Annotated in this window: 17 protein-coding genes, 1 tRNA gene and 3 pseudogenes; 7 read left to right on the forward strand and 14 right to left on the reverse strand. The window is 70.9% G+C overall.

The features are described from left to right. Together LBW97_RS13090 and LBW97_RS20060 are read left to right on the forward strand one after the other, a co-directional pair. Entirely contained in the window at window positions 1-831 is an 831-nt protein-coding gene (locus LBW97_RS13090) for a hypothetical protein (protein WP_224499819.1), read from the forward strand. Window positions 832-1052: 221 nt separating this feature from the next. Then, the gene (locus LBW97_RS20060; RefSeq protein WP_255601004.1) at window positions 1053-1187 is read left to right on the forward strand and encodes a hypothetical protein; all 135 of its coding nucleotides are present in this window, start codon (window positions 1053-1055) and stop codon (window positions 1185-1187) included. A gap of 57 nt (window positions 1188-1244) precedes the next feature. Here LBW97_RS20060 and mqo read toward each other — a convergent pair whose 3' ends face one another. Together mqo and LBW97_RS13100 are read right to left on the reverse strand one after the other, a co-directional pair. Further along, a complete protein-coding gene (gene mqo, locus LBW97_RS13095; RefSeq protein ID WP_224499820.1) occupies window positions 1245-2747 on the reverse strand; it encodes a malate dehydrogenase (quinone) in 1503 nt (500 codons plus the stop codon). A gap of 210 nt (window positions 2748-2957) precedes the next feature. Continuing rightward, complete coding sequence (locus tag LBW97_RS13100) at window positions 2958-3530, reverse strand: hypothetical protein (protein WP_224499821.1); 573 nt, start codon at window positions 3528-3530, stop codon at window positions 2958-2960. Window positions 3531-3630: 100 nt separating this feature from the next. On the opposite strand from LBW97_RS13100, the gene LBW97_RS13105 reads away from it, so the two are divergent. Next, window positions 3631-3703: transfer RNA gene (locus tag LBW97_RS13105), tRNA-Lys, on the forward strand. Window positions 3704-3906: 203 nt separating this feature from the next. Here the strand turns inward: LBW97_RS13105 and LBW97_RS20625 are convergent. The 3 genes and pseudogenes from LBW97_RS20625 to LBW97_RS13120 form a co-directional block, all read right to left on the reverse strand. Continuing rightward, a pseudogene (locus tag LBW97_RS20625) lies at window positions 3907-4965 on the reverse strand (tyrosine-type recombinase/integrase); the annotation flags it as partial. Window positions 4966-5204: 239 nt separating this feature from the next. After that, a complete protein-coding gene (locus LBW97_RS13115) occupies window positions 5205-5762 on the reverse strand; it encodes an RES domain-containing protein (protein ID WP_113810717.1) in 558 nt (185 codons plus the stop codon). Window positions 5763-5765: 3 nt separating this feature from the next. Next, a complete protein-coding gene (locus LBW97_RS13120) occupies window positions 5766-6164 on the reverse strand; it encodes an antitoxin Xre/MbcA/ParS toxin-binding domain-containing protein (RefSeq protein ID WP_113810716.1) in 399 nt (132 codons plus the stop codon). Window positions 6165-6325: 161 nt separating this feature from the next. On the opposite strand from LBW97_RS13120, the gene LBW97_RS13125 reads away from it, so the two are divergent. After that, window positions 6326-7552 carry a hypothetical protein gene (locus LBW97_RS13125; RefSeq protein WP_142023914.1) on the forward strand — a complete coding sequence of 409 codons (1227 nt, stop codon included), beginning with the start codon at window positions 6326-6328 and terminating at the stop codon, window positions 7550-7552. A gap of 362 nt (window positions 7553-7914) precedes the next feature. Here the strand turns inward: LBW97_RS13125 and LBW97_RS13130 are convergent, their stop codons facing one another. Beyond that, on the reverse strand, window positions 7915-8574 hold the full coding sequence (locus LBW97_RS13130) for a hypothetical protein (protein ID WP_224499822.1): 660 nt from the start codon (window positions 8572-8574) through the stop codon (window positions 7915-7917). Between the two features lie 178 nt (window positions 8575-8752). Beyond that, entirely contained in the window at window positions 8753-8962 is a 210-nt protein-coding gene (locus LBW97_RS13135; protein ID WP_113810713.1) for an AlpA family transcriptional regulator, read from the reverse strand. 958 nt (window positions 8963-9920) lie between these two features. Between LBW97_RS13135 and LBW97_RS13140 the strand changes: the two genes are divergently transcribed. Beyond that, on the forward strand, window positions 9921-11006 hold the full coding sequence (locus tag LBW97_RS13140) for an ArdC-like ssDNA-binding domain-containing protein (RefSeq protein ID WP_113810712.1): 1086 nt from the start codon (window positions 9921-9923) through the stop codon (window positions 11004-11006). 468 nt (window positions 11007-11474) lie between these two features. Here the strand turns inward: LBW97_RS13140 and LBW97_RS13145 are convergent, their stop codons facing one another. Both LBW97_RS13145 and LBW97_RS13150 read right to left on the reverse strand, forming a co-directional pair. After that, window positions 11475-11951: a universal stress protein gene (locus LBW97_RS13145; protein ID WP_142023915.1), complete on the reverse strand. Its 477-nt coding sequence runs from the start codon at window positions 11949-11951 to the stop codon at window positions 11475-11477. Then, complete coding sequence (locus LBW97_RS13150) at window positions 11948-13012, reverse strand: TerC family protein (protein WP_142023916.1); 1065 nt, start codon at window positions 13010-13012, stop codon at window positions 11948-11950. The genes LBW97_RS13145 and LBW97_RS13150 overlap by 4 nt, the downstream gene beginning before the upstream one ends. Window positions 13013-13400: 388 nt before the next feature. Between LBW97_RS13150 and LBW97_RS13155 the strand changes: the two genes are divergently transcribed. Further along, window positions 13401-14411 (forward strand): IS481 family transposase, encoded by a 1011-nt coding sequence (locus LBW97_RS13155; protein WP_142023917.1) that lies wholly within the window; start codon window positions 13401-13403, stop codon window positions 14409-14411. A 10-nt stretch (window positions 14412-14421) separates the two neighbouring features. Here LBW97_RS13155 and LBW97_RS13160 read toward each other — a convergent pair. From LBW97_RS13160 to nhaA, 3 genes and pseudogenes are all read right to left on the reverse strand, one after another. Then, window positions 14422-15337 (reverse strand): annotated as a pseudogene (locus LBW97_RS13160) (IS5 family transposase). A 46-nt stretch (window positions 15338-15383) separates the two neighbouring features. Further along, complete coding sequence (locus LBW97_RS13165; RefSeq protein ID WP_158544625.1) at window positions 15384-15617, reverse strand: hypothetical protein; 234 nt, start codon at window positions 15615-15617, stop codon at window positions 15384-15386. A gap of 201 nt (window positions 15618-15818) precedes the next feature. Next, window positions 15819-17056: pseudogene (gene nhaA, locus LBW97_RS13170) on the reverse strand (Na+/H+ antiporter NhaA). 247 nt (window positions 17057-17303) lie between these two features. Between nhaA and LBW97_RS13175 the strand changes: the two are divergent. Next, on the forward strand, window positions 17304-17858 hold the full coding sequence (locus LBW97_RS13175) for a hypothetical protein (protein WP_224499823.1): 555 nt from the start codon (window positions 17304-17306) through the stop codon (window positions 17856-17858). A gap of 74 nt (window positions 17859-17932) precedes the next feature. Here the strand turns inward: LBW97_RS13175 and LBW97_RS13180 are convergent, their stop codons facing one another. Further along, entirely contained in the window at window positions 17933-18601 is a 669-nt protein-coding gene (locus LBW97_RS13180; RefSeq protein WP_113813087.1) for an ion channel, read from the reverse strand. Window positions 18602-18716: 115 nt separating this feature from the next. Then, window positions 18717-19781: a TerC family protein gene (locus LBW97_RS13185; protein ID WP_142023920.1), complete on the reverse strand. Its 1065-nt coding sequence runs from the start codon at window positions 19779-19781 to the stop codon at window positions 18717-18719. Window positions 19782-19809 lie beyond the last annotated feature (28 nt).

Below are 19809 nucleotides of genomic sequence, written 5' to 3' on the forward strand. Positions count from 1 at the left end.
ATGAGGCGGGCTGTCGCGCTGGGCGCCGCCGTCCTGGTGATGGCCGGCTGCGCTCCGCAGGTGGATCGGGAGGGCACCCGCCCGTCTGCCGCGCCGGGCCTGCCCGCGGTCTCGGGCGTCACGGCCGAGGCGGTCCGGCTGCGCACCGACGCCGCCGTCGGTAACCGGTTCCACCTGCGGATCACCGCCTCCGAGGCCTTCGCGGTGACCGCCGTCGCGCTGCGCGTTCCAGGATTCGATCCCGTCCCGGCGGTACCGGTGACGGCGGAGTTCGAAGCCGGCCGGGTGATCGACCTGCCGGTGACCTACGACGGCGTGGACTGCGCGGTGCGCCCCGGACCGGCGGCTGCGCTGCTGACGGTGCGCCGTCCCGACGGTGCGGTGGAGGAGCTCGCGGTGCCGCTCGCGGGCGACGTGCCGGCTCGGCTGCACGCCGAGGCGTGCGCCGCCGAGCGGCTCGCGGAGTCCGTCGAGGTGGTCGTGACGGCTCTGCAGCCGGGGGACGAGGAGCTCACCGGCCGGCTCACGCTCCGCCGGCGGGACAGCGCGGAGCCGGTGACCGTCGGGCGCCTGGGACGCAGCGTGCTGCTGGACGTCGATGCGGAGCTGCCGCTGGAGCTGCCCGCGGACGCACTCGACGCCGCGGCGGCCGTGGTGTTCCAGCCGGCGACCTGCGAGCCGCACGTGCTCGCGGAGACCAAGCAGCCGCACGTCTTCCCGCTGGAGATCACCGTGGGGGAGGAGTCGCCGGTGGTGGTCGACCTGCCGGTGGACGACGCCCTGCGGACGGCGCTCGTCGATCTGGTCCGCCGCGTCTGCGATCCCGCCTGAGGCCGGAGAAGAAGCCGGCCCGGCTGCCCCGGGGGGAACGGGTCAGCCGGGCCGGGGTCTGCCCGCCGGCGTCGAGGACGCGGGCGGAAACTTTCGGCGGACGGAGGCAGGACGACCCGCCCCCGACCGGAACGAACATGACCGTACGTAACCGAGGTCGTCACCCGCGATCCCCTGAACGGGTGGTGCGGCGCTCGCGCGGGTGACTCACCGCACATGGCGTGTGGGCTCCGCCACTCGGTGGGCACCGGAGGGCGATGTTCTTCCTCTTCTCCAGCCGACTCGGCTGCCTGGGCTCGCTCGCACTCTCGGCGCTGCTGACGCTGATCCTGCTGCTGGTCCTGGACGTGCTCTGACGCACGGAGGGGCCGGTCCCGGGCGGGACCGGCCCCTCCGGGGCGGAGCGGCTGGGATCAGCCGTTGAGTTCCAGCGTCTGCATGGTGTCGGTGCGGACCTGCTCGAGCAGCGCCTTGTCCGAGGCCAGCGAGCGGCCGTAGGAGGGGATGGCCTCCTGCAGCAGCGGACGCCAGCCGGCGACCTTCTCGGGGAAGGCGCGCTCGAGGAGCGTGAGCATCGCCGACACGGCGGTCGAGGCGCCGGGGGAGGCCCCGAGGAGGCCGGCGATGGTGCCGTCGCCGCCGACGATCAGCTCGGTGCCGAACTGCAGCACGCCCTTGCCGGTGTTCGGGTCCTGCTTGATGACCTGCACGCGCTGGCCGGCGGTGACCATGTCCCAGTCGTCCTGGACGGCGGTCGGGACGAACCCGGTGAGGGTCTTGTGCCGGGCCGACCGGCTCTGCAGGAGCTCGCCGACGAGGTACTTCGTGAGCGACAGCTCGGTGCGGGCGACGCCGAGCATGGAGCCGAGGTTGTTGGGCTTGACGCTCAGCGGCAGGTCGAACATCGAACCGGCCTTGAGGAACTTGGGCGAGAAGCCGGCGTAGGGGCCGAAGAGCAGCGAGTACTCGCCGTCGATGAGGCGCAGGTCCAGGTGCGGCACCGACATCGGCGGGGCGCCGACGGCGGCCTGGCCGTAGACCTTGGCCTGGTGGCGGCTGACCAGCTCCGGGGAGCGGGTGCGCAGGAACAGGCCGCTGACGGGGAAGCCACCGAAGCCCTTGATCTCGGGGATGGCGGCCTTCTGCAGCAGCGGAAGCGCGCCGCCGCCGGCACCGACGAACACGAAGCGGGCGCGGACGGTGACCTCGTCACCGGACCTGGTGTCGCGGACGGTGACCTTCCACCGGCCATCGGACTCCTTCTCCAGCTCCTGCACGCGCTGGTTGAGGTAGACGTTCACGCCCTTCGGGGCGACGTCGTCGAGCATGAGGCGGGTGAGCGCGCCGAAGTTGACGTCGGTGCCGGCGGTGGAGCGGGTCGCGGCGACGATCTCCTGAGGGTCGCGGCCCTCCATCATCAGCGGCAGCCACTGGGCCATCTGTGCGGAGTCCTCGGTGTACTCGAGGCCCTCGAACAGCGGCTGGGCGGCCAGCGCCGAGTGCCGGGCGCGCATGTAGCTGCGGCCCTTCTCGCCGGAGACGAAGCTGAGGTGCGGAACGGGGGAGATGAAGTCCTTCGGGGAGCCGGTCATCCCGCCGCGGACCAGGTGCGACCAGAACTGGCGCGAGACCTGGAACTGCTCGTTGATCGTGGTGGCCTTGGTCGGGTCGACCGTGCCGTCGGGGCCCGCGGGCGTGTAGTTGAGCTCGCAGAGGGCGGCGTGCCCGGTGCCGGCGTTGTTCCAGGGGCCGGAGCTCTCGCCCGCGACGGCGCTGCCGGACTCGAAGACGGCGACGCTCCAGTCGGGGGCGACGATCTTCAGCATCTGGGCCAGGGTGGCGCTCATGATGCCGGCCCCGACGAGTACGACGTCGGGGTTCGCGCTGTCCGGAACTGCGCTGCGCTCGGAAGTCACGGCTGCCTCTCTGGCTGTGCTCGGCGAGGCGCCGCGGCGCCCTTCCCCATCGGTGGTCGGCTCGGTGCCGCCGGAACATGACCTATGGGTCATGAGGTATGTCTCCCGCGGGCACGTGCTCGACACCTAAGGATGCACCGCCGTCCGGTCGGCGTGCGTCGCGGGAGGTTGTGATGTGCACCTTGCCGGTGTAGTGCCGCCCCGACGGGCCTACTCCTGCAGCGCCTCGATCACCCGGTTGACGTTGCTCCGTCCTCGGCCGGAGTCGAGGAGCTGACCCCGGCTGAGCGGTCGGCTGGTGACCCGGGCCTGGGGATGTGCCGCGTCCCCGCTGAGCTCGACGGTGACGCGCTCACCTGGACCGTTCCAGGTCCGGAGGGTCTCAGCGACATAGATCCCGGCGTCGGCATCGGCCCGGCGGATCTCCGCGCGCAGGCCGAGGAGGGCGACCTTGATCCGGTAGGGCAGATCGTCGCCGCCGCGCACCGGAACCGTCGCGGCCTGGCGGGGGCCGAATCCGTGGCCTTCCCCCGCACGACGCTCGCCGATCAAGCTCAGGGTGCCCGCGATCGCCGCCCCGACGAGGTGACCGATCGCTCCCCAGGTCAAGCGCATCGGCAGTCCCTCGGATCCGTCCGCAGCCCAGAAGCCGGCGAGGTTGAAGGACATGACCCCGAACAGCAGGCCGGGAAGGACCAGAGCCGCGCCGTAGACCCGCAGGACCTCCACGGACACACCCTGGACGACGGGGATGCCGGTGTCCTGCGGATCGTCGTGGTTCACCTGATGGGGGAGGCCTCCGCGGGTCGGTCCCGAGCCGGCCGTCGCCGTGCCAGCGGGATCACCGAGCTTCACCGACCCCGCCGGTAGCCTTCCAGCCGCCGGGCCTCTAGCTCAACTGGCAGAGCAGCGGACTTTTAATCCGCGGGTTGTGGGTTCGATCCCCACGGGGCCCACCGCGTTGACCTGGGCGTTTTCCCTTCGTCGGAGTCTCGGCTGCTGGCCGCGCCCACACGGCGCCCACACGCGCGTCCGTGGCTGCCCGCGCGGCGGCGTCCATCCGGTCGGCCAAAGCGGCTAGGTCGTCGTCGAACAGGCCCGAGTACACGTCCAGCGTCATGGCCGCCGAGGCGTGCCCGAGCATCCGCTGGACGCTCTTGACGGTCGCGCCGCTGGCGACGGCGAGAGAGGCGGCGGTGTGCCGGAGGTCGTGTGGGGTGACGTCGCTCAGCCCGGCCGTCCGGACCGCCGGATCGAAGACGGCCCGACGCCAGTTCCGCAGCCGCAGCACCGTGCCGCTGGCCGTGGTCCTCAGCAGGTCGTCGCCCTGCTTGCCCTCGCAGTGGCGGGCCAGCGACTCGGCGAGGGTCGCGGGCAGGGGCACGGTCCGCTGCTGATGGGTCTTCGGTGTGCCGAACTCCAGCCGCCCGCCGACTTCGGTGACCGCCTCGGCGATGGTGAGCCGGCGCCGGAGGAAGTCGACCCGTCGGACCCGCAGGGCGGCCATCTCGCCGAAGCGCAGTCCGGTGTAGGCGAGCAGCCGTATGACGTCCCCGTCCTCACCCGCCGCGTCGGCGAGCCGCTCGACCTCGTCATGGTTGAGGAACCTCGGCTCCTGCCGCGTCACTCGGGGCAGGGGTACGCGCTCGGCCGGGTTGCGGGGGATGCGCCCGTCGCGGACGGCGAGGCCCAGGAGGAGTGAGAAGACGCGGTGGGCCTGGCGGACCGTGCCCGGGGCGGATCCCTGCGTCAGCAGCTCAGCCACCCAGACGGCGACGTCGGCGTGGGTGACGTCGGCGAGCCGGTACCGACTCCACGACGGCAGGACGTGGGTCCGCAGGAGGTTCTCGTACCGGTAGAGGGTGCTCGGCTTGACCCCGGTCTGCGAGGACAGCCATCGATCGGACCACTCCTCGACGGTGATCCGGCCTCGGACTGGCGCCGTCCACGTTTGCGTGACCATGGCTGACGTAGCCTCATCCAGCCAGCGCTGCGCATCTACCTTCCGCGCAAAGCGCCTCTCGTGCTGACGGCCGCCTGGGTCGCGATACCGGGCGCGATAGCGGGTTGAGCCGTCGCTGAGCGTGATGCGGGTGATCGAGCCGTCCATGAGGACCTCCGTAGCGAGGTATGCGTCTCTCAGCGTGCCGGACGCCTCTGACAACGGGCCGCCCTCGTCATCCCGGACATGATTATGCCGCTCTCCCCTGAGCAGCATAGTTCGCGCAAACTCCCGTTCTGAGCTGCATGTATAGGCGTGAAGTGTCGTTGGTCGAGGACGGCGCGTTCTGGGTGTCTTGCGGACTTTCTGCGGACTATGTGCGGACCGAGATTGTGAGACAGTCCGCCCGTCAGCCCCGCGCCTGGTCTGGGGGGCGTGACCGCTGTGGCGCCGGGGCGGCGGCCTGGTCCACTACCGCGCAGGTCAGTCAGGAGCCCGGTGTGGGATGACTTGGGTCAGGCCTGCCTGGGCGGGACGGCGCGGAGCTGGCGTGGGTCGGCCGGCAGCGTGTTCCAGGTCTCCTCGGTGCGCACCACCGGCATCTCCCGCAGGGTGATCCGTTCCCGGAAGAGCGCGAGCGTCTCGCCCAGGCCGGTGGCCGAGGGGGCGAGGACGGCATGCAGCTCGAGCTGGTGGGCGGCGGCGGCGACGCGCTGGCAGGCGGCGTAGTCGTCGACCTCGGACCTCAGGTCGGCAGCGGAGAGTCCCACGGCGGCGACGTTGTGGGGGTTGGTGAGGTCGAGCACCGCGTCGACATCCACGGTGACGGTATAGAAGCGGCGCGGCTGCACAAGCTCGACGGGGATCCCGTAGGCCTCGACCAGGTGCCTGTAGGCCTCGGCGGTGACTGACGTCGGTGGACGGCCGAGGTAGATGACGGGAAACGTCTCTCCCCAGCGTCCCTGGTCGCCGCCGGCGAAGGCGTCGCGGTTGACCGCCGCGTGTCGGTAGAAGGTGCCGTGCACGCTGATCGGTGGCACGGCCGCGACGCGTTCGGCGATGGAGCGCTGCACGCCTTACCGAACCTTCGACCCGCCGGCGAGGCGCTGCACCAGTCGCAGCACGGTCTCGAAGTCGCCTGCCTTCAGTACGTCGATCGGGCGGCGGTCGCCTAGGGCGCGTTGTCGGGCGTGCAGCCAGATGTCGATGCCTTCGGGCTTGTAGACGTCGGAGAGCTCTGCGATGACGTACTGCAGCTCCAGCAGCCGGTCGCGCTTGGTGCCCTCGGGCCGCGCGGCGCCGGCGGCCCATTTCTGCACTGCGCGCTCTCCGGCGCCGACGATCTCCCCGATCTCGGCGAGGGTGAGCGCGCGGCGCGTGTCGGCCACGACATGGCGGTAGACGGGGGAGTCTCCGGCCGGGTCGTGCGACGCAGGCTGGGACGCCGCCGCCGCGGCGGTGCGGGTCGGGCTCATCTGACTGGTCTCCTTCTGAGGCAGCGCCGATCGGTCCGTTCGGCCTGCGAGGTAGACGCTATACATCCTCACCGTTCGCCGCTAGGTACATCGTCAAGTTCGTGCTAAGGTTCACCCCGCAAGCGTCACAGTTCGGTAACTCTGTGGTAGGAGACTCACCGATGGATCTGTTGATCAGGGCCGGTCGCGGTGACCACCTGCTCGTCAAGGATCTGTGCGCCCCGGCCGCCAGCGGACTGTGGCCCCTGCGGGAGCTGCCGCTCACCGGGGTGGTTGCCGATGCGCAGGTGGCGATGGAGCGGCCGGGCCTCCGGGAGACTGCGGATGCAGCCGGGGTGCCGTTCTTGGTCGACCCGCTCACCCCGCTGCTGGCCGATCAGCAGTCGCCGAGCAATGGCTGGGCGCGACTGCCGTACGCCACCGCAGACAAGCTGACCCCGGCAGACCTCGGCCACCACGAACTGCAGGACGAACTGGTCGACCAGGTAATCGGCTTCCAGCGCGAGCAGGGCGCTACGGTGCTCATTCCGCCCTACGTCTACGTCGACCGGCGAAACAGCGCCTGGCTGGAGGTCAACCGCAGCCTGTTGATCCGGACCGCCCGCTATCTGGAGCGCGAAGACATCGACCTGCCCGTCGCGCCGGTCTTCGCCGCGTCCCTGCACCAGTTCGGCCCCCAGTCCACCTGGCCGGCCGGGCTGGACCCGTTCCTCGCTACCGCTGATGAGATGAACACCCGCTACGTGGCGCTGTCGATGTCCTGGTCCAAGCAGCGGACCGCCAGCTACGACGCCATCGCCACGCTGATGACCGCCACCCAGCACGCCGCCGCCGGACGGCGGGTGCTGTCCTGGCGCCAAGGCCTCTACGGTGCAGCCCTTACCGGCGTGGGAGCCGCCGGCTACGAGACCGGTCCCGGGCACGGCGAGGCCGGCCACTTTCCCCAGTTGCTGGCCCGCAGGCGTCCCAGCGACAAGCCCCGCACGGGCGGCGGCGAGGCCAACGTGTACTTCACCGCCTTCGGCCGCAGCCTCGACCGCAGCCATGGCCAGAAGCTGCTCGAGAACCGGCTGCTACGGGCCACGCTGGTCTGCCCGGAGAGCTCCTGCTGCCCGGACGGCGCCAGCAGCATGATAAACAGCTGGCGCGAGCACGCCGTGCGCGCACGCCACCGCGAACTGTCCGAGATCGACCGCATGCCCGCCTCGCCCAGCTGGCGACTCAACAAGATCTCCCGGGATGCCGAGCAAGCCGCACTGTCCACCCGAGCGGGGAACGACGTCCTCGCCGAGGCGGGAATCGGCTGGCGGCTGCCCACCGACACCTACCGGCATCTCTCGGACGTGGCCGCCGACATCCGCGCCAACCTCGGCCGGCGAGTGGCGTGACCAGGACGGGCGGTCACCGTCGACTCCGGCGCCGGGCAGGGTGAGCGCGTACTCGTAGCGGCCGTCCGGGGCGAGCAGCCGGCCGCACCGTGGTGGCCGGGACTGGGTGGGCGCCAGGGCGCTTAGCAGGCGCTGGACAGCGGCGAGGGCGACCCGGTTGGCCAGTGGCGCCGGCAATCGCAGCGGCTCGGTCTCGGTGCCCGGATCCTGCTGGTCGTCGTCCTCCCACGTGCCCAGGCGCAGCAGGATCTCTTCCAGGGCGCGCAGCGGGGCCAGCGGCTCGCCGTCGAGGTCGACGACGAGCGGGATGCGCCGCCCTTGACGGGATTTGCTCGTTCGGTCCGGGCTGGCCGGTCGGCTGCTCAGCCACGGGGGGACCACCGCTCGGCCGCCGACCGGCCGGTCAGGCCGGTGACCCGGCCGATGTCGGCCCACGAGGCCCCGGCCGCGACGGCGGCGCGCACCGCCTCGTCCAGCGCGCGGGCGGCGGCGGCCTGCCCGGCGGCGGCCGCCTCGACGTCCTCGAGGGCTTGCCATCCGGCGATGTGCCGGCGCCACTCGGCGATGACCTGCGTCTCGTCGGCGGCCTCCAGGTCGGCCCACGGACCGGCAACGACCAGCTGCCCCGCCGCCGGGTCGGCCAGCTCCCATGCGGTCACGCGGGCCCAGGGGATGCCGCGCCAGCCACAGGTGCAGCCGGCGACCCAGCCGACCACCTCCGCGTCCGGACGCCACTGGTCGGCCTCCTCGATCACCTCGCAGTGCACCGGGTCGCCGGCGTCGGCGGGCATGATCCCGTCATCGCCGATGACCGTGCCGTCGGACCAGACGCCCTCGGCGGTGGCACCGTTGCGGTAGGTCAGCCGGACCCGGTCGCCGTCGCAGGGCCCGTCGTCGGGCCGGCGGGCGATCAGCACCCCGCGGGCGCTGGTGGTGCCGGCGCCTTGCGCGCCGTCGGCGAACAGCGGCACCACCCAGCCCTCGTGCTCCTGGCCGCCCACGACCGGGCCCATCCATCCCATCGCTGCTCCTCTCGGTGATGCGAGCGTCGCCGTTCCGGCGCCGCCGGAGCCTGTCCCGGCCGGCTTCTGTGCACGGCCGTCGTCGTCCACAGACAGGGCTGGCCACACGGCCGCACCGTCTGCCGGGAGTCCGACGCGGCTTCGCGCCCCGCCCAGCCGCCCTCCGCCGGGCGCGGGGCTATCGGCGGGGGGACTGGTCAGCTTGTGCGTCGATCCAGGCGCGCAGGTCGACGCGGCGGTAGAGGACGCGCCGGCCGAGCCGGAAGCTGTTCGGGCCGGTGCCGAGGTGTCGCCAGTACCGGAGAGTGGCCACCGGCGCGCGCAGCACGTCGGCGGCCTCGGTGATGGTCAGCAGCTCCGGCTCGTGGCCGGCGGTGGGGTCGGGCATGGCTGGCTCCCCGGAAGTCGTCGGTGGCGGTGCCTTCACCACAGAAGGCGCCATTTCGGGCCCGCTGGTGACACCTCACAGCCAGCCTTTTCTGACGGGCTCCGGTTCTTCCCCTGTACGGCCACCGGTGGGGGGCACCTGCTAGCGACGGAGACCGGCCGGTGGACAGCCTCCCGGTACTACGGCCGGGTTCGGCCCCGTCCCGATCAGGGGGTCTCCCCGGACCGCCTCCTGTTCGTCTCCGGTTGATCCCCGGTTGTCGCTCCGCGGCCCTGTCCCTGACCGGCCTGCGCCGCCCGCGCTTGGGAACCACGTTCTGCGGATGGCCTTCCTCCGGTTCTCCTCCTGTTGTCCTGCAGCCAGCCGGTGCAGGCCCGGGCATCGGGACGCTCCCGCGCAACCGGTCCCTGTGGACGATGGCTCCTGTCCACAACATCGGGACCGACACCATCGGGCGGGCGCTGGCCTGGCCACGCTCGACTCATGGCGCACGACACCGCACCCGGGGCCCGGCGGGACGGCAGTGCCCGTGGCCGGTCCCTCTGGTCTCTCCGCGACGTGTCGGGTGATGGGGCTCGCTGACCGGTGGGCGCGCCGTCGCCGTCGTCGCGCCGGGGCCGGTGGGGTGGGCCAGGAGCACACATCGGGCCACGCTGCGCGCGGCGCCGGCTGCGCCGTCGTCACCGTCCGCCTGCGGCGGGCTGTCCTTGCTGGTCCCCCGACCCGTCCGGCAGCTCAGCGTAAGGGCCTCCCGCGCCGTCTCCTCCCGACCGGACCAAGATCCTTCCGCCCTTCGGGCGCTGCGCTGCGGAAGCAGTCTTGGTCCGGTCGTCCCCCGCCGTCGCTCCCGGCCCCTGAGCAGAGCTCTGTGCCGGACGGGCCGGGGGAATGGGTGGCAGGACACCTGTTCCGCAGTCCCTTCCGTACCGGCTTCGGCTCCAGTTCCGGGAGGGTCCAGATGACCAGCACCAACAGCACAACCAGTAGCAGCCGCACCGGCAAGGACGAGCGGGGTAGGCGCGCCCGCCTCAGCGAGCCGCAACGGGAAGCCGCCGACGCCGCGCGCGCAGCGAAGATCGCCGCCCTGCACGACCAGATCGGCGAGCAGGTCGAGCAGCTGACCGCCGATCCGCAGTGGCGGGCGATGCTCGATGCCGCCGCGAAGTTCCACACCTACAGCCTCAACAACCAGATGCTGATCGAGCTGCAGGCCGCGCGGCTGGGCATCAGCCCGACCCGGGTTGCCGGGTTCGGCACCTGGAAGGCGCTGGGCCGCAGCGTGGTCAAGGGGTCCACCGGGCTCGCGGTCCTGGCGCCGTGCACCTACACCCCCAAGAACACCGACCCCGGCCAGGCGGCACCCGCCGCCGCGACGGCGACGGGCACGGCGAGGGAGCCGGCCGGCGGGGACGCCGACCAGCGTGCCGGGGCGCGGGTGCTGCGCGGGTTCCGGGTCGCGCACGTCTTCGACATCTCCCAGACCGACGGCGACCCGCTGCCCGACATCGTCCCCGAGCTGCTCACCGGTGACGCCCCCGCCGCCCTGTGGGACGCGCTGGCCACCCAGGTCGCCGGCCACGGCTACACGCTCGTCCGCGAGGCCTGCGAGCAGGCCAACGGCCTCACCGACCCGGCCGCCCGCACCGTCCGCGTGCGCCCGGACGTCCCCGAGGCGCAGGCGGTCAAGACCCTCGCTCACGAACTGGCGCACATCGAGTGCGGGCACACCGCCGACGACTTCGACTACCGGGGGTGCCGCGGGCGGGCCGAGGCCGAAGCCGGGTCGATCGCCTACATCGTCACCGCCTGGGCCGGGCTGGACGCCGGCGCCTACACCGTCCCCTACGTCGCCGCCTGGTCAGCCGGGGACACCGACATCGTCCGCGCCGCCGCCGCGACGGTGACCGCCGCCGCCCGCCGCATCCTCGACCACCTCGACGGCGCCGAGAGCACCGAGAACGCCGCACGGGGGACGGGGACGCCGCCCCGCCAGCCGGACCGGCCGGGCCGACCGCCGGTGCCCGCGTCTCTTGCCACCACCTGAGCGGGGAGAGCGCGACATGGCCGCCACCAGCACCCCACCGAGAGCACCGCCACCCCACAGAAACATCGAAGGAGAACCCACGATGACCACGACAGTTGCCGCCCTGACCACCGGCCGGGAGAGTAAAGGTGGCCAAGTCGACAGGGCTGGCCCGGAAGCGGGTCGCCAAGGCAGCCGTGGTCCCCCGGCTGGACGGCGACCCGCCGCAGTCGCCGTTGCCGGGCCGCCCCTGGACCAGGCCGCCGCCGCCCTCGTCGCGGCAGCGGCGGAGGGGCCGGGCGGTTCCCCCCATGCCCTGACCCGCGCCAAGCAGGCGAGGCAGGAAGCGGAGAAGGCCGCCGCGCTCCTTGCTGAGCTGACCGCTGCCGTTGACCCGATGACTAGGTCGACGCCCTGCCGAAGGGCCCATGCGGCCGCCGCGGCGGGGAGCCACGTTCGCCGCAGGGCCTCGGTAGCCTGCGTGGCGGGTCAGCGGGGAACATGCTCCCCGACGCCCTCGGACGGCGACGGCGCAGGCTGGCCGCTCGCCGCTAGCCCGGTGACCGGGTCGAGCAGAACCAACCCTCGGGTGCCCGTCCGGCCCGCGGCGCGGGGGCCGCAGACGACGACCTCGGCGCCGGCCCGTCGCGCGGCTCGCAGTGCCGCGGTGAGGGCCGGCGTCCGGGCACGGACTGGGCGGTAGGTGACCACGTGCGCGGGCGCCGGCCGCCCGCCGAGGGCGGGGGTGATCCGGCCGAGCACCGCTGCCGCATCGCGCTCGCGGCGCCGGCGTGCGACCTCGTGCAGCGCTGGGTCCAGAGACAGCCCGGTACCAGGCAGAGGGACGAGGAGCAGAAGGGGCCGGTCCCAGTCGCGCGCCAGGCGGACGGCGTGTCGAACGGCGCGTACCGCCTCCAGATCGTCGGTGACGACCGCGGCCACCGGCCCCGGGATGGCCCGTGTCACCTCCGCCGCCTGGCGTCCGGCTCGCGCTCGGTGTCCCCAGGCGCCTGCCGCTGCGACGCACGACCCCAGACCGGCTGGAGCGCGGCGATCTCCTCGTCGGTCGCGACGCGGAACGGGGGCGTGACCGGTGCCTGGAACGCCTTCCGCCCCTGTCCGCGGGTGGCCCGGAGACTCAGGTAGATCGAGATCCCGATGATCGTGGTGATCACGGCGAGGCTGATGGTGGTCGGGATGTAGAAGAGGTCGACCTTGAGCATCATCTTGATGCCGACCCAGATCAGCACCAGGGCCAGGCCGATCTTCAGGTAGATGAAGCGGTGGATGAGGTCGGCGAGCAGGAAGTACATCGCCCGCAGTCCCAGGATGGCGAACGCGTTGGCGGTGAAGACGAGGAACGGCTCGTCGGTGACCGCGAAGATCGCCGGGATCGAGTCGACGGCGAAGATGACGTCGGTGATCTCGACCAGGACCAGCACCGCCAGCAGCGGGGTGGCCATCAGGAGGCCGTTGCGGCGGATGAGGAAGCGCTGCCCGTGGTAGGCGTCGGTGGTCGGGACGTAGCGGCGGAACAGCCGCAGCGCCTTCGACTTCTCCGGGTCGAGGTGCTCGTTGCGCTGGCGGATCATCTTGTACCCGGTCCACAGTAGGAACGCGGCGAAGATGTAGAGGATCCAGCTGAAGCTGGCGATGAGCACCGACCCGCCGGCGATGAAGATGCCGCGGAAGATCAGCGCGCCGAGGACCCCGAAGAACAGCACTCGGTGCTGGTACTCCCGGGGAACGGCGAAGTAGGTGAAGATGATCGCCCAGACGAAGACGTTGTCGACCGCCAGCGATTTCTCGATCACATAGCCGGCGAAGTACTGCTGGCCGAACTCGGCGCCGTAGGCGGACCAGATATAGGCCCCGAACGCGAGCCCGATGGCCACCCAGATCGCCGACCAGACCGCGGCCTCGCGCACGCCGATGACGTGGGCTTTGCGATGCGCGAACAGGTCCACGGCGAGCATGGCGACGATGCCGCCGAGCACGGCCAACCACAACCACAACGGGACATCCATGCGGAGACTCCTGCCTCGGTCGGTACTGCTGACCTGAGGTCTCTCCCGGCACCTCGGCGCGGTCGCCGGGCGCCCGCTACGCCGAGTCCCTCCGGCGGGACCGTACTGACGGCAGAAGCGTCGCTGGGGATACTCCCCTCCTGCACACGAGTGAAGCACACTTCAGCTATCGACGTCGAGGGACCACGGCGAAGGGGGAACACATGCCTGAGGACCGCCGTCGGTCCTGGACGTTCCTGACCAACCACGGCCACGTGCTGCTAGCTGTGATGACCAGGCACGTTGGTCGAGGACCTGCGATCACAGCGTCTGACGTGTAGATGGGCGAAGGCCTCCCGGTGTGGAGTGGAGCTGTTGAGGAACCGCTCCGCCACCAGAGGAGGCCTTCGTGGCCCACGCTACCCATGTCAACGCTGCCCTGACGCCTCGTGCGCGACTCCGTCTTGGTCAGCTGGTGATCGACCACGGCTGGCCCCCCGCCCGCGCAGCCGAGCGTTACGACGTCTCGTGGCGCACCGCGCAGAAGTGGGCCGAGCGCTACCGCGACGAGGGGCCCGCGGGGATGTTCGACCGTTCCTCGGCGCCGCATCGTCAGCCGAACCGGACGCCGGCCCCGGTGGTCCGCAAGATCGTGCACCTGCGGTGGAAGCAGCGGCTGGGACCGGTAGAGATCGGCGACCGGCTCGGCATGGCCTCCTCGACCGTGCATGCGGTCCTGGTTCGCTGCCGGATCAACCGGCTCACCCACATCGACCGCGCGACCGGCGAGGCGATCAGACGCTACGAGCACGAGCGCCCCGGCGACCTGATCCACGTCGACGTGAAGAAGCTCGGCAGGGTCCCCGATGGTGGCGGGTGGCGCTACACCGGCCGGGAACAGGGGTTCAGGAACCGCGCGAGGACCGTGGCCCGCACCGGTGCACCCAGGAGCAAGTACCGCCAGCCGTTGATCGGCACGTGCTACCTGCACACCGTCATCGACGACCACTCCCGGGTCGCCTACGTCGAGGCGCGCGACGACGAGACCAAGGAGACCTCGGTCGCCGTGCTGCGCAACGCCGTCGCCTGGTTCGCTGAACGAGGTGTCACCGTGCACCGGGTGCTCAGCGACAACGGCGGCGCCTACCGCTCCTTCCTGTGGCGCGACACCTGCGCCGAGCTGGGCATCACGCCGAAGAAGACACGGCCCTACCGCCCACAGACCAACGGCAAGATCGAGCGCTTCCACCGAACACTCACCGAGGGCTGGGCATTCAAGAAGTTCTACAACTCCGAGTCAGCTCGGCTCGCGGCTCTGCCAGCATGGGTCCACCAGTACAACCACCACCGGCCCCACTCAGCGGTCGGGAAGGCGCCACCCATCACCAGGTTGAACAACCTGGCAGGGCATCACAGCTAGGGCGCGTCTCCTAAGTCGTTAGCCACATGGTGATGGCCCGGAGGACGACGGCTCCTCGGTAGACGGTGGCGAGCCTGTCGTAGCGGGTGGCGATGCCACGCCATTGCTTGTGGTCGTTGAACGAGCGCTCGATGACGTTGCGGCCCTTGTAGGTGATCGGGTCGAAGGCCGGTGGTCGGCCACCGGCCGAGCCGCGGCGAGCGCGATGTCTGACCTGGTCAGACGGTTGCGGGATCACCGCGGTGATACCGCGCTCGCGAAGCATGGTCCTGGTGGCGCGAGAGGAGTAGGCCTTGTCGCCGATCAGCGCTGTGGGGCGGGTGCGTGGTCGGCCTGGCCCCAGTCGGCGCACCGCGAGTTGAGCCAGCAGCGGCTGCAGCATCGGGGAGTCGCCGGCCTGCCCGGGTGTCAGCGCGATGACCAGCGGTCTACCGCGGCCGTCGACGAGCTGGTGAATCTTGGTGGACAGGCCGCCCCGGGAGCGTCCGATCGCATGATCGGGCGGTTCTTCCCACGGGTTCTTGTAACTCGGCTCAGCCCCCTGTGTGGCGCACCGGACGACGGCCGGCGGGCTCCTCCACCCGACTGGCGTTGGTCGCGTGCTGATGGGCCCGGTTGACGGTGGAGTCCACGCTGACCATCCAGTCGATGTCTCCCGCGGCCTGCGCTTCGGCGAGCAGCCGGGCGTGGATCTTGTCCCACGTGCCATCGGTGCTGAACCGGTGGTGCCGCTTCCACACGGTCTGCCACGGGCCGAACGAGGCGGGCAGATCACGCCACGCGACCCCAGTCCGGAACCGGTAGATCACCCCTTCCACGACCTGGCGGTGATCGCGGAAGGGCCGCGATCTCACGCCGTCCGAGGACGGCATCAACGCCTCAATCCGCTCCCACTGAGCGTCGGTCAGCACTCGATCGCGAGACATATCCGCAGCAAATCAGCCCCACCACGCTCAACTTAGGAGACACGCCCTAGCCGTCGCCGCCGACCCCGACGCCCGGGTTGCGGAGATTGCGGCGCGGGTCCGCATCACCGAACGCGCCACGCTGTCGATCTTGCGCGACCTCGAGGCCGAGGGATACCTGGTTCGTGCCCGCCGTGGCCGCCGCACGCACTACGCCCTCCGGCCGCACCAACCCTTCCGCCACCCCACGACCGCCGACCACGAGATCGACGAACTGCTCGGCCTCTTCACGCCAGGTCAAGCCGCCGAACCGACCCGCCGGGCCGTAGCCGGTCCAGCGACCCGTGGCGGGGCCACCGGAGTGCCGCCGGGCCCTCCCTGATCGGATGACACCTGTGTCGGCGGGATCCTGCCCGGATGATCCGATTGCCCTCCAGACCGACCTTGCCCGACCTTCTCCTCGCAGTGATCCACAACGGCCGATCCGGGCACTGCCGGCGTTTCAGCTGCTCTCCGGGGCCCCGCCGGGGCGGTCGAGCTGCCGGTTACCACCGTGGCCTCCGCGGCCGACCAGGATGAAGGCACCGAGGGCACCGGCGACGGCCGATCCCGCGAGGATGCCGATCTTGGCCTGGTTCACCAACAGAGCGTCGTCGTAGGCGAGTCCGGCGATGAACAGCGACACGGTGAATCCGATCCCGCCGAGAGCGGCAACCCCCCAGACCGTCCGGAACCCCGCGCCTGCCGGAAGCGTTCCCCAGCGGGCTCGCACGGCTAGGTGGGCCGCACCGGCTATGCCGAGGACCTTGCCGACAACGAGCCCGGCGACGATCGCCCACGCGAGACGGCTGCCCACCGCTTCTCCGAGCACGCCGCCGCCGAGGTCCACCCCGGCGTTGGCGAGGGCGAACAGCGGGACGATGACGTAGGCGGTGACCGGGTGCAGCCGGTGCTCGACCGCGACAAGGACCTCCCGCCCGTCGACCGGCCGGGCCGGAACCAGCAGTCCGAGGGCAACCCCCGCGATGGTCGCGTGCACCCCCGAGTTGAAGACAGCGACCCAGGCGACACCGGCGAGCGGGACCTGGATCCACCACCGGGCCAGGCCGGCGCGCCAGGCTGCGGTGACCAATGCCAGAGTGAGCGCGGCGGCGCCGAGCCAGCCCAGGGCGATGTCGTCGGAGTAGAACACCGCGATGACCGTGATGGCGATGATGTCGTCGACGATCGCGACGGACAGCAGGAAGAGCTTCGCGCTCGCCGGCACGCGGTCGCCCAGCAGCGCCATGATGCCGACCGCGAAGGCGATGCGGTCGCCATCGGGATGCCCCATCCCGCCCGCGCCGGCCCGCCGCCGACCACGGCGAGGAACAGCGCAGCCGGGAGAAGCACACCGCCGAGCGCGGCCACGGCGGGCAGGGCTGCCGCGCGCCGGTCGCGCAACTCCCCAACAACGAGTTCGCGCTTGATCTCCAAGCCGACGACGAAGAAGAACAGCGCCATGAGCAGGTCGTTGACCCAGTGCTGCAGGTCCTCAGTGATCGCGAAGGGCGCGGCGCCGATGGTCAGCTCCCGGTGCCAAAAGGAGTCGTAACCCTCGCCCGCCGCGCTGTTGGCCCAGATAAGGGCGGCCGCGGTGGCCACTAGGAGGACCAGGCCGCCGGAAGCCTCAGCGTGCAGGAACCTCTGCACCGGCGAGAGAATCCGCGTGAACCGTCCGCCGTCCCCTTCGACGCCCACCTAGCCTTCTCCCGTCCTGCCGTTCCCGTTTACGACAAGAACCCCGCGAGGTTCCCGCGACCGGGGTCGGAATCTCAACCGCCCGAACTCCGCGGGGAGGTCTCCCGCTCATCCTTGCCGAGGGACCGCGGGATCCCGCCGGGATGCGCCACGTGCCCGGTCTGGTGCTCGGGGACCCCAACACGTGACCGCAAGGGACAGCAAGGTGGGAATCTCCCGCGTGCCCGGGCCATACCCCGTGTGCACATTGGAGAACCAGGTTGACGCCGATGAAGCCCAGGATGGCGGCCAGTCCGTAGCCCAGGTGCACCCGCCTGCCGAGCGCGCCCCCGAGGACGAAGTACAGCGCCTGAAGCAAGCGTTGGTGGCGATCACCAGGAATGGGTCACCGATGATGTCGTACACGCCCGGATTGCAGAGATCGCGGCGCGGGTCCCGCATCATCGAACGGCCAGATGCTCACCCCCATGGGATCCTCGTCGTCTCAAAGGGAATGGTCGAGCGGGCCGATGACCGGCTGCACTGGGTCCGCCGCGTGACCTTGCCGAAGAGCACGGCCAATGCCGAACCGCGGCTTGCCGCCCAGGTCCTGGCCACCCTGCGCAACACCGCACATCAGCCTCCACCGACGCACCGACGCACCGACGCACCGACGCACCGACGCACCGACGCACCGACGCACCGACGCACCGACGCACCGACGCACCGACGCACCGACGCACCGACGCACCGGAGCGACCAGCATCGCCACTGCCTGGCGAGCGACCACCTAGCTAGCGCCGGATCCGTCTGGCGACCTTGATCACAAAACGAAGAGACCAACCTTTCCGAGCCCCTGCCGCGGGTTGCCGCTGAAGGCCTGTCGGCGCGGCGTGACTACTTCAGCCCGCGCCGGATCCGGCCCGCGGAAAGACCGACGAGCCTGGCAACCACCATCGCGATGTAGAAGAGGCCGGCCAGCTGCTCGAGCATCACCACGCTCCTCGCGTGATCCTTCACCGGGACGATGTCCGACAGCCCCGTCCCGGACAGCGTCGAGAAGGACAAGAACAGCAGCTCCGTCCAGGACCGCGGCTCGTTCGGTGCCACTGCGGCGATGAAGCTGCCGGGGTCGAGGGCCTGCACCACGACGAAGGTGTGCGCGAACGCCCAGGCGAGCAGGGTGAAGACCGCGCCGATGGCGAACAGCTCGTCCGTGGTGACCACCTCGTCGGCGAGCATGTAGGCCAGCATGCTGGCGGCTGCGTAGAAGTACAGCACCGCCTCGAACCCGGAGCTCCAGGCATTGAGCCCAGGGCTGCTCACAAAGACCTGCGCCACGAGCAGCACCGTCGCCGGCGCCGCCACCAGGAGCACGACCCACGACAGCATCGGGGTCGCGCGGACGGCGATCACCACCAGCCCCAGGACCAGGAAGCCGAAGATCGCCAGCAGCGCCCCGCCGGCGACGCTGTCCTCCAGGAACGGGTAGAGGAGGACTCCCAGGATCTGTGCACCCAGCAGCGTCGCGCACGGCGTATCGCGGACGAAGCGGATCACTCGCATTGACGGAGGCTAGCCAGCGAGGTCTTCGCCTCCACGGAGAACGGGCCTCACCGGTGGTGGCGGCTGCTGTGCCCCGCCGCCACGAGAGGTCGGACGCCCGGCGATCCGGCCCGGGTCACCGCCGTTCGCCGGAGTCCGGACCTCGGTCGGTGTCCGCCGTCGCCTGCCGCTGCGACGCACGACCCCAGACCGGCTGGAGCGCGGCGATCTCCTCGTCGGTCGCGACGCGGAACGGGGGCGTGACCGGTGCCTGGAACGCCTTCCGCCCCTGTCCGCGGGTGGCCCGGAGACTCAGGTAGATCGAGATCCCGATGATCGTGGTGATCACGGCGAGGCTGATGGTGGTCGGGATGTAGAAGAGGTCGACCTTGAGCATCATCTTGATGCCGACCCAGATCAGCACCAGGGCCAGGCCGATCTTCAGGTAGATGAAGCGGTGGATGAGGTCGGCGAGCAGGAAGTACATCGCCCGCAGTCCCAGGATGGCGAACGCGTTGGCGGTGAAGACGAGGAACGGCTCGTCGGTGACCGCGAAGATCGCCGGGATCGAGTCGACGGCGAAGATGACGTCGGTGATCTCGACCAGGACCAGCACCGCCAGCAGCGGGGTGGCCATCAGGAGGCCGTTGCGGCGGATGAGGAAGCGCTGCCCGTGGTAGGCGTCGGTGGTCGGGACGTAGCGGCGGAACAGCCGCAGCGCCTTCGACTTCTCCGGGTCGAGGTGCTCGTTGCGCTGGCGGATCATCTTGTACCCGGTCCACAGTAGGAACGCGGCGAAGATGTAGAGGATCCAGCTGAAGCTGGCGATGAGCACCGACCCGCCGGCGATGAAGATGCCGCGGAAGATCAGCGCGCCGAGGACCCCGAAGAACAGCACTCGGTGCTGGTACTCCCGGGGAACGGCGAAGTAGGTGAAGATGATCGCCCAGACGAAGACGTTGTCGACCGCCAGCGATTTCTCGATCACATAGCCGGCGAAGTACTGCTGGCCGAACTCGGCGCCGTAGGCGGACCAGATATAGGCCCCGAACGCGAGCCCGATGGCCACCCAGATCGCCGACCAGACCGCGGCCTCGCGCACGCCGATGACGTGGGCTTTGCGATGCGCGAACAGGTCCACGGCGAGCATGGCGACGATGCCGCCGAGCACGGCCAACCACAACCACAACGGGACATCCATGCGGAGACTCCTGCCTCGGTCGGTGCCT

This window comes from Blastococcus sp. LR1, assembly GCF_020166105.1.
Lineage (GTDB): Bacteria > Actinomycetota > Actinomycetes > Mycobacteriales > Geodermatophilaceae > Blastococcus.

Coding starts and splice junctions, on each gene's coding strand:
- LBW97_RS13120 (WP_113810716.1), bottom strand. CDS start 6,164: ATGAGCCCGACCCGCACCGCCGCGGCGGCGGCGTCCCAGCCTGCGTCG.
- LBW97_RS13180 (WP_113813087.1), bottom strand. CDS start 18,601: ATGCGAGTGATCCGCTTCGTCCGCGATACGCCGTGCGCGACGCTGCTG.
- LBW97_RS13130 (WP_224499822.1), bottom strand. CDS start 8,574: ATGGGATGGATGGGCCCGGTCGTGGGCGGCCAGGAGCACGAGGGCTGG.
- LBW97_RS13140 (WP_113810712.1), top strand. CDS start 9,921: ATGACCAGCACCAACAGCACAACCAGTAGCAGCCGCACCGGCAAGGAC.
- LBW97_RS13185 (WP_142023920.1), bottom strand. CDS start 19,781: ATGGATGTCCCGTTGTGGTTGTGGTTGGCCGTGCTCGGCGGCATCGTC.
- LBW97_RS13150 (WP_142023916.1), bottom strand. CDS start 13,012: ATGGATGTCCCGTTGTGGTTGTGGTTGGCCGTGCTCGGCGGCATCGTC.
- LBW97_RS13090 (WP_224499819.1), top strand. CDS start 1: ATGAGGCGGGCTGTCGCGCTGGGCGCCGCCGTCCTGGTGATGGCCGGC.
- LBW97_RS13135 (WP_113810713.1), bottom strand. CDS start 8,962: ATGCCCGACCCCACCGCCGGCCACGAGCCGGAGCTGCTGACCATCACC.
- LBW97_RS13125 (WP_142023914.1), top strand. CDS start 6,326: ATGGATCTGTTGATCAGGGCCGGTCGCGGTGACCACCTGCTCGTCAAG.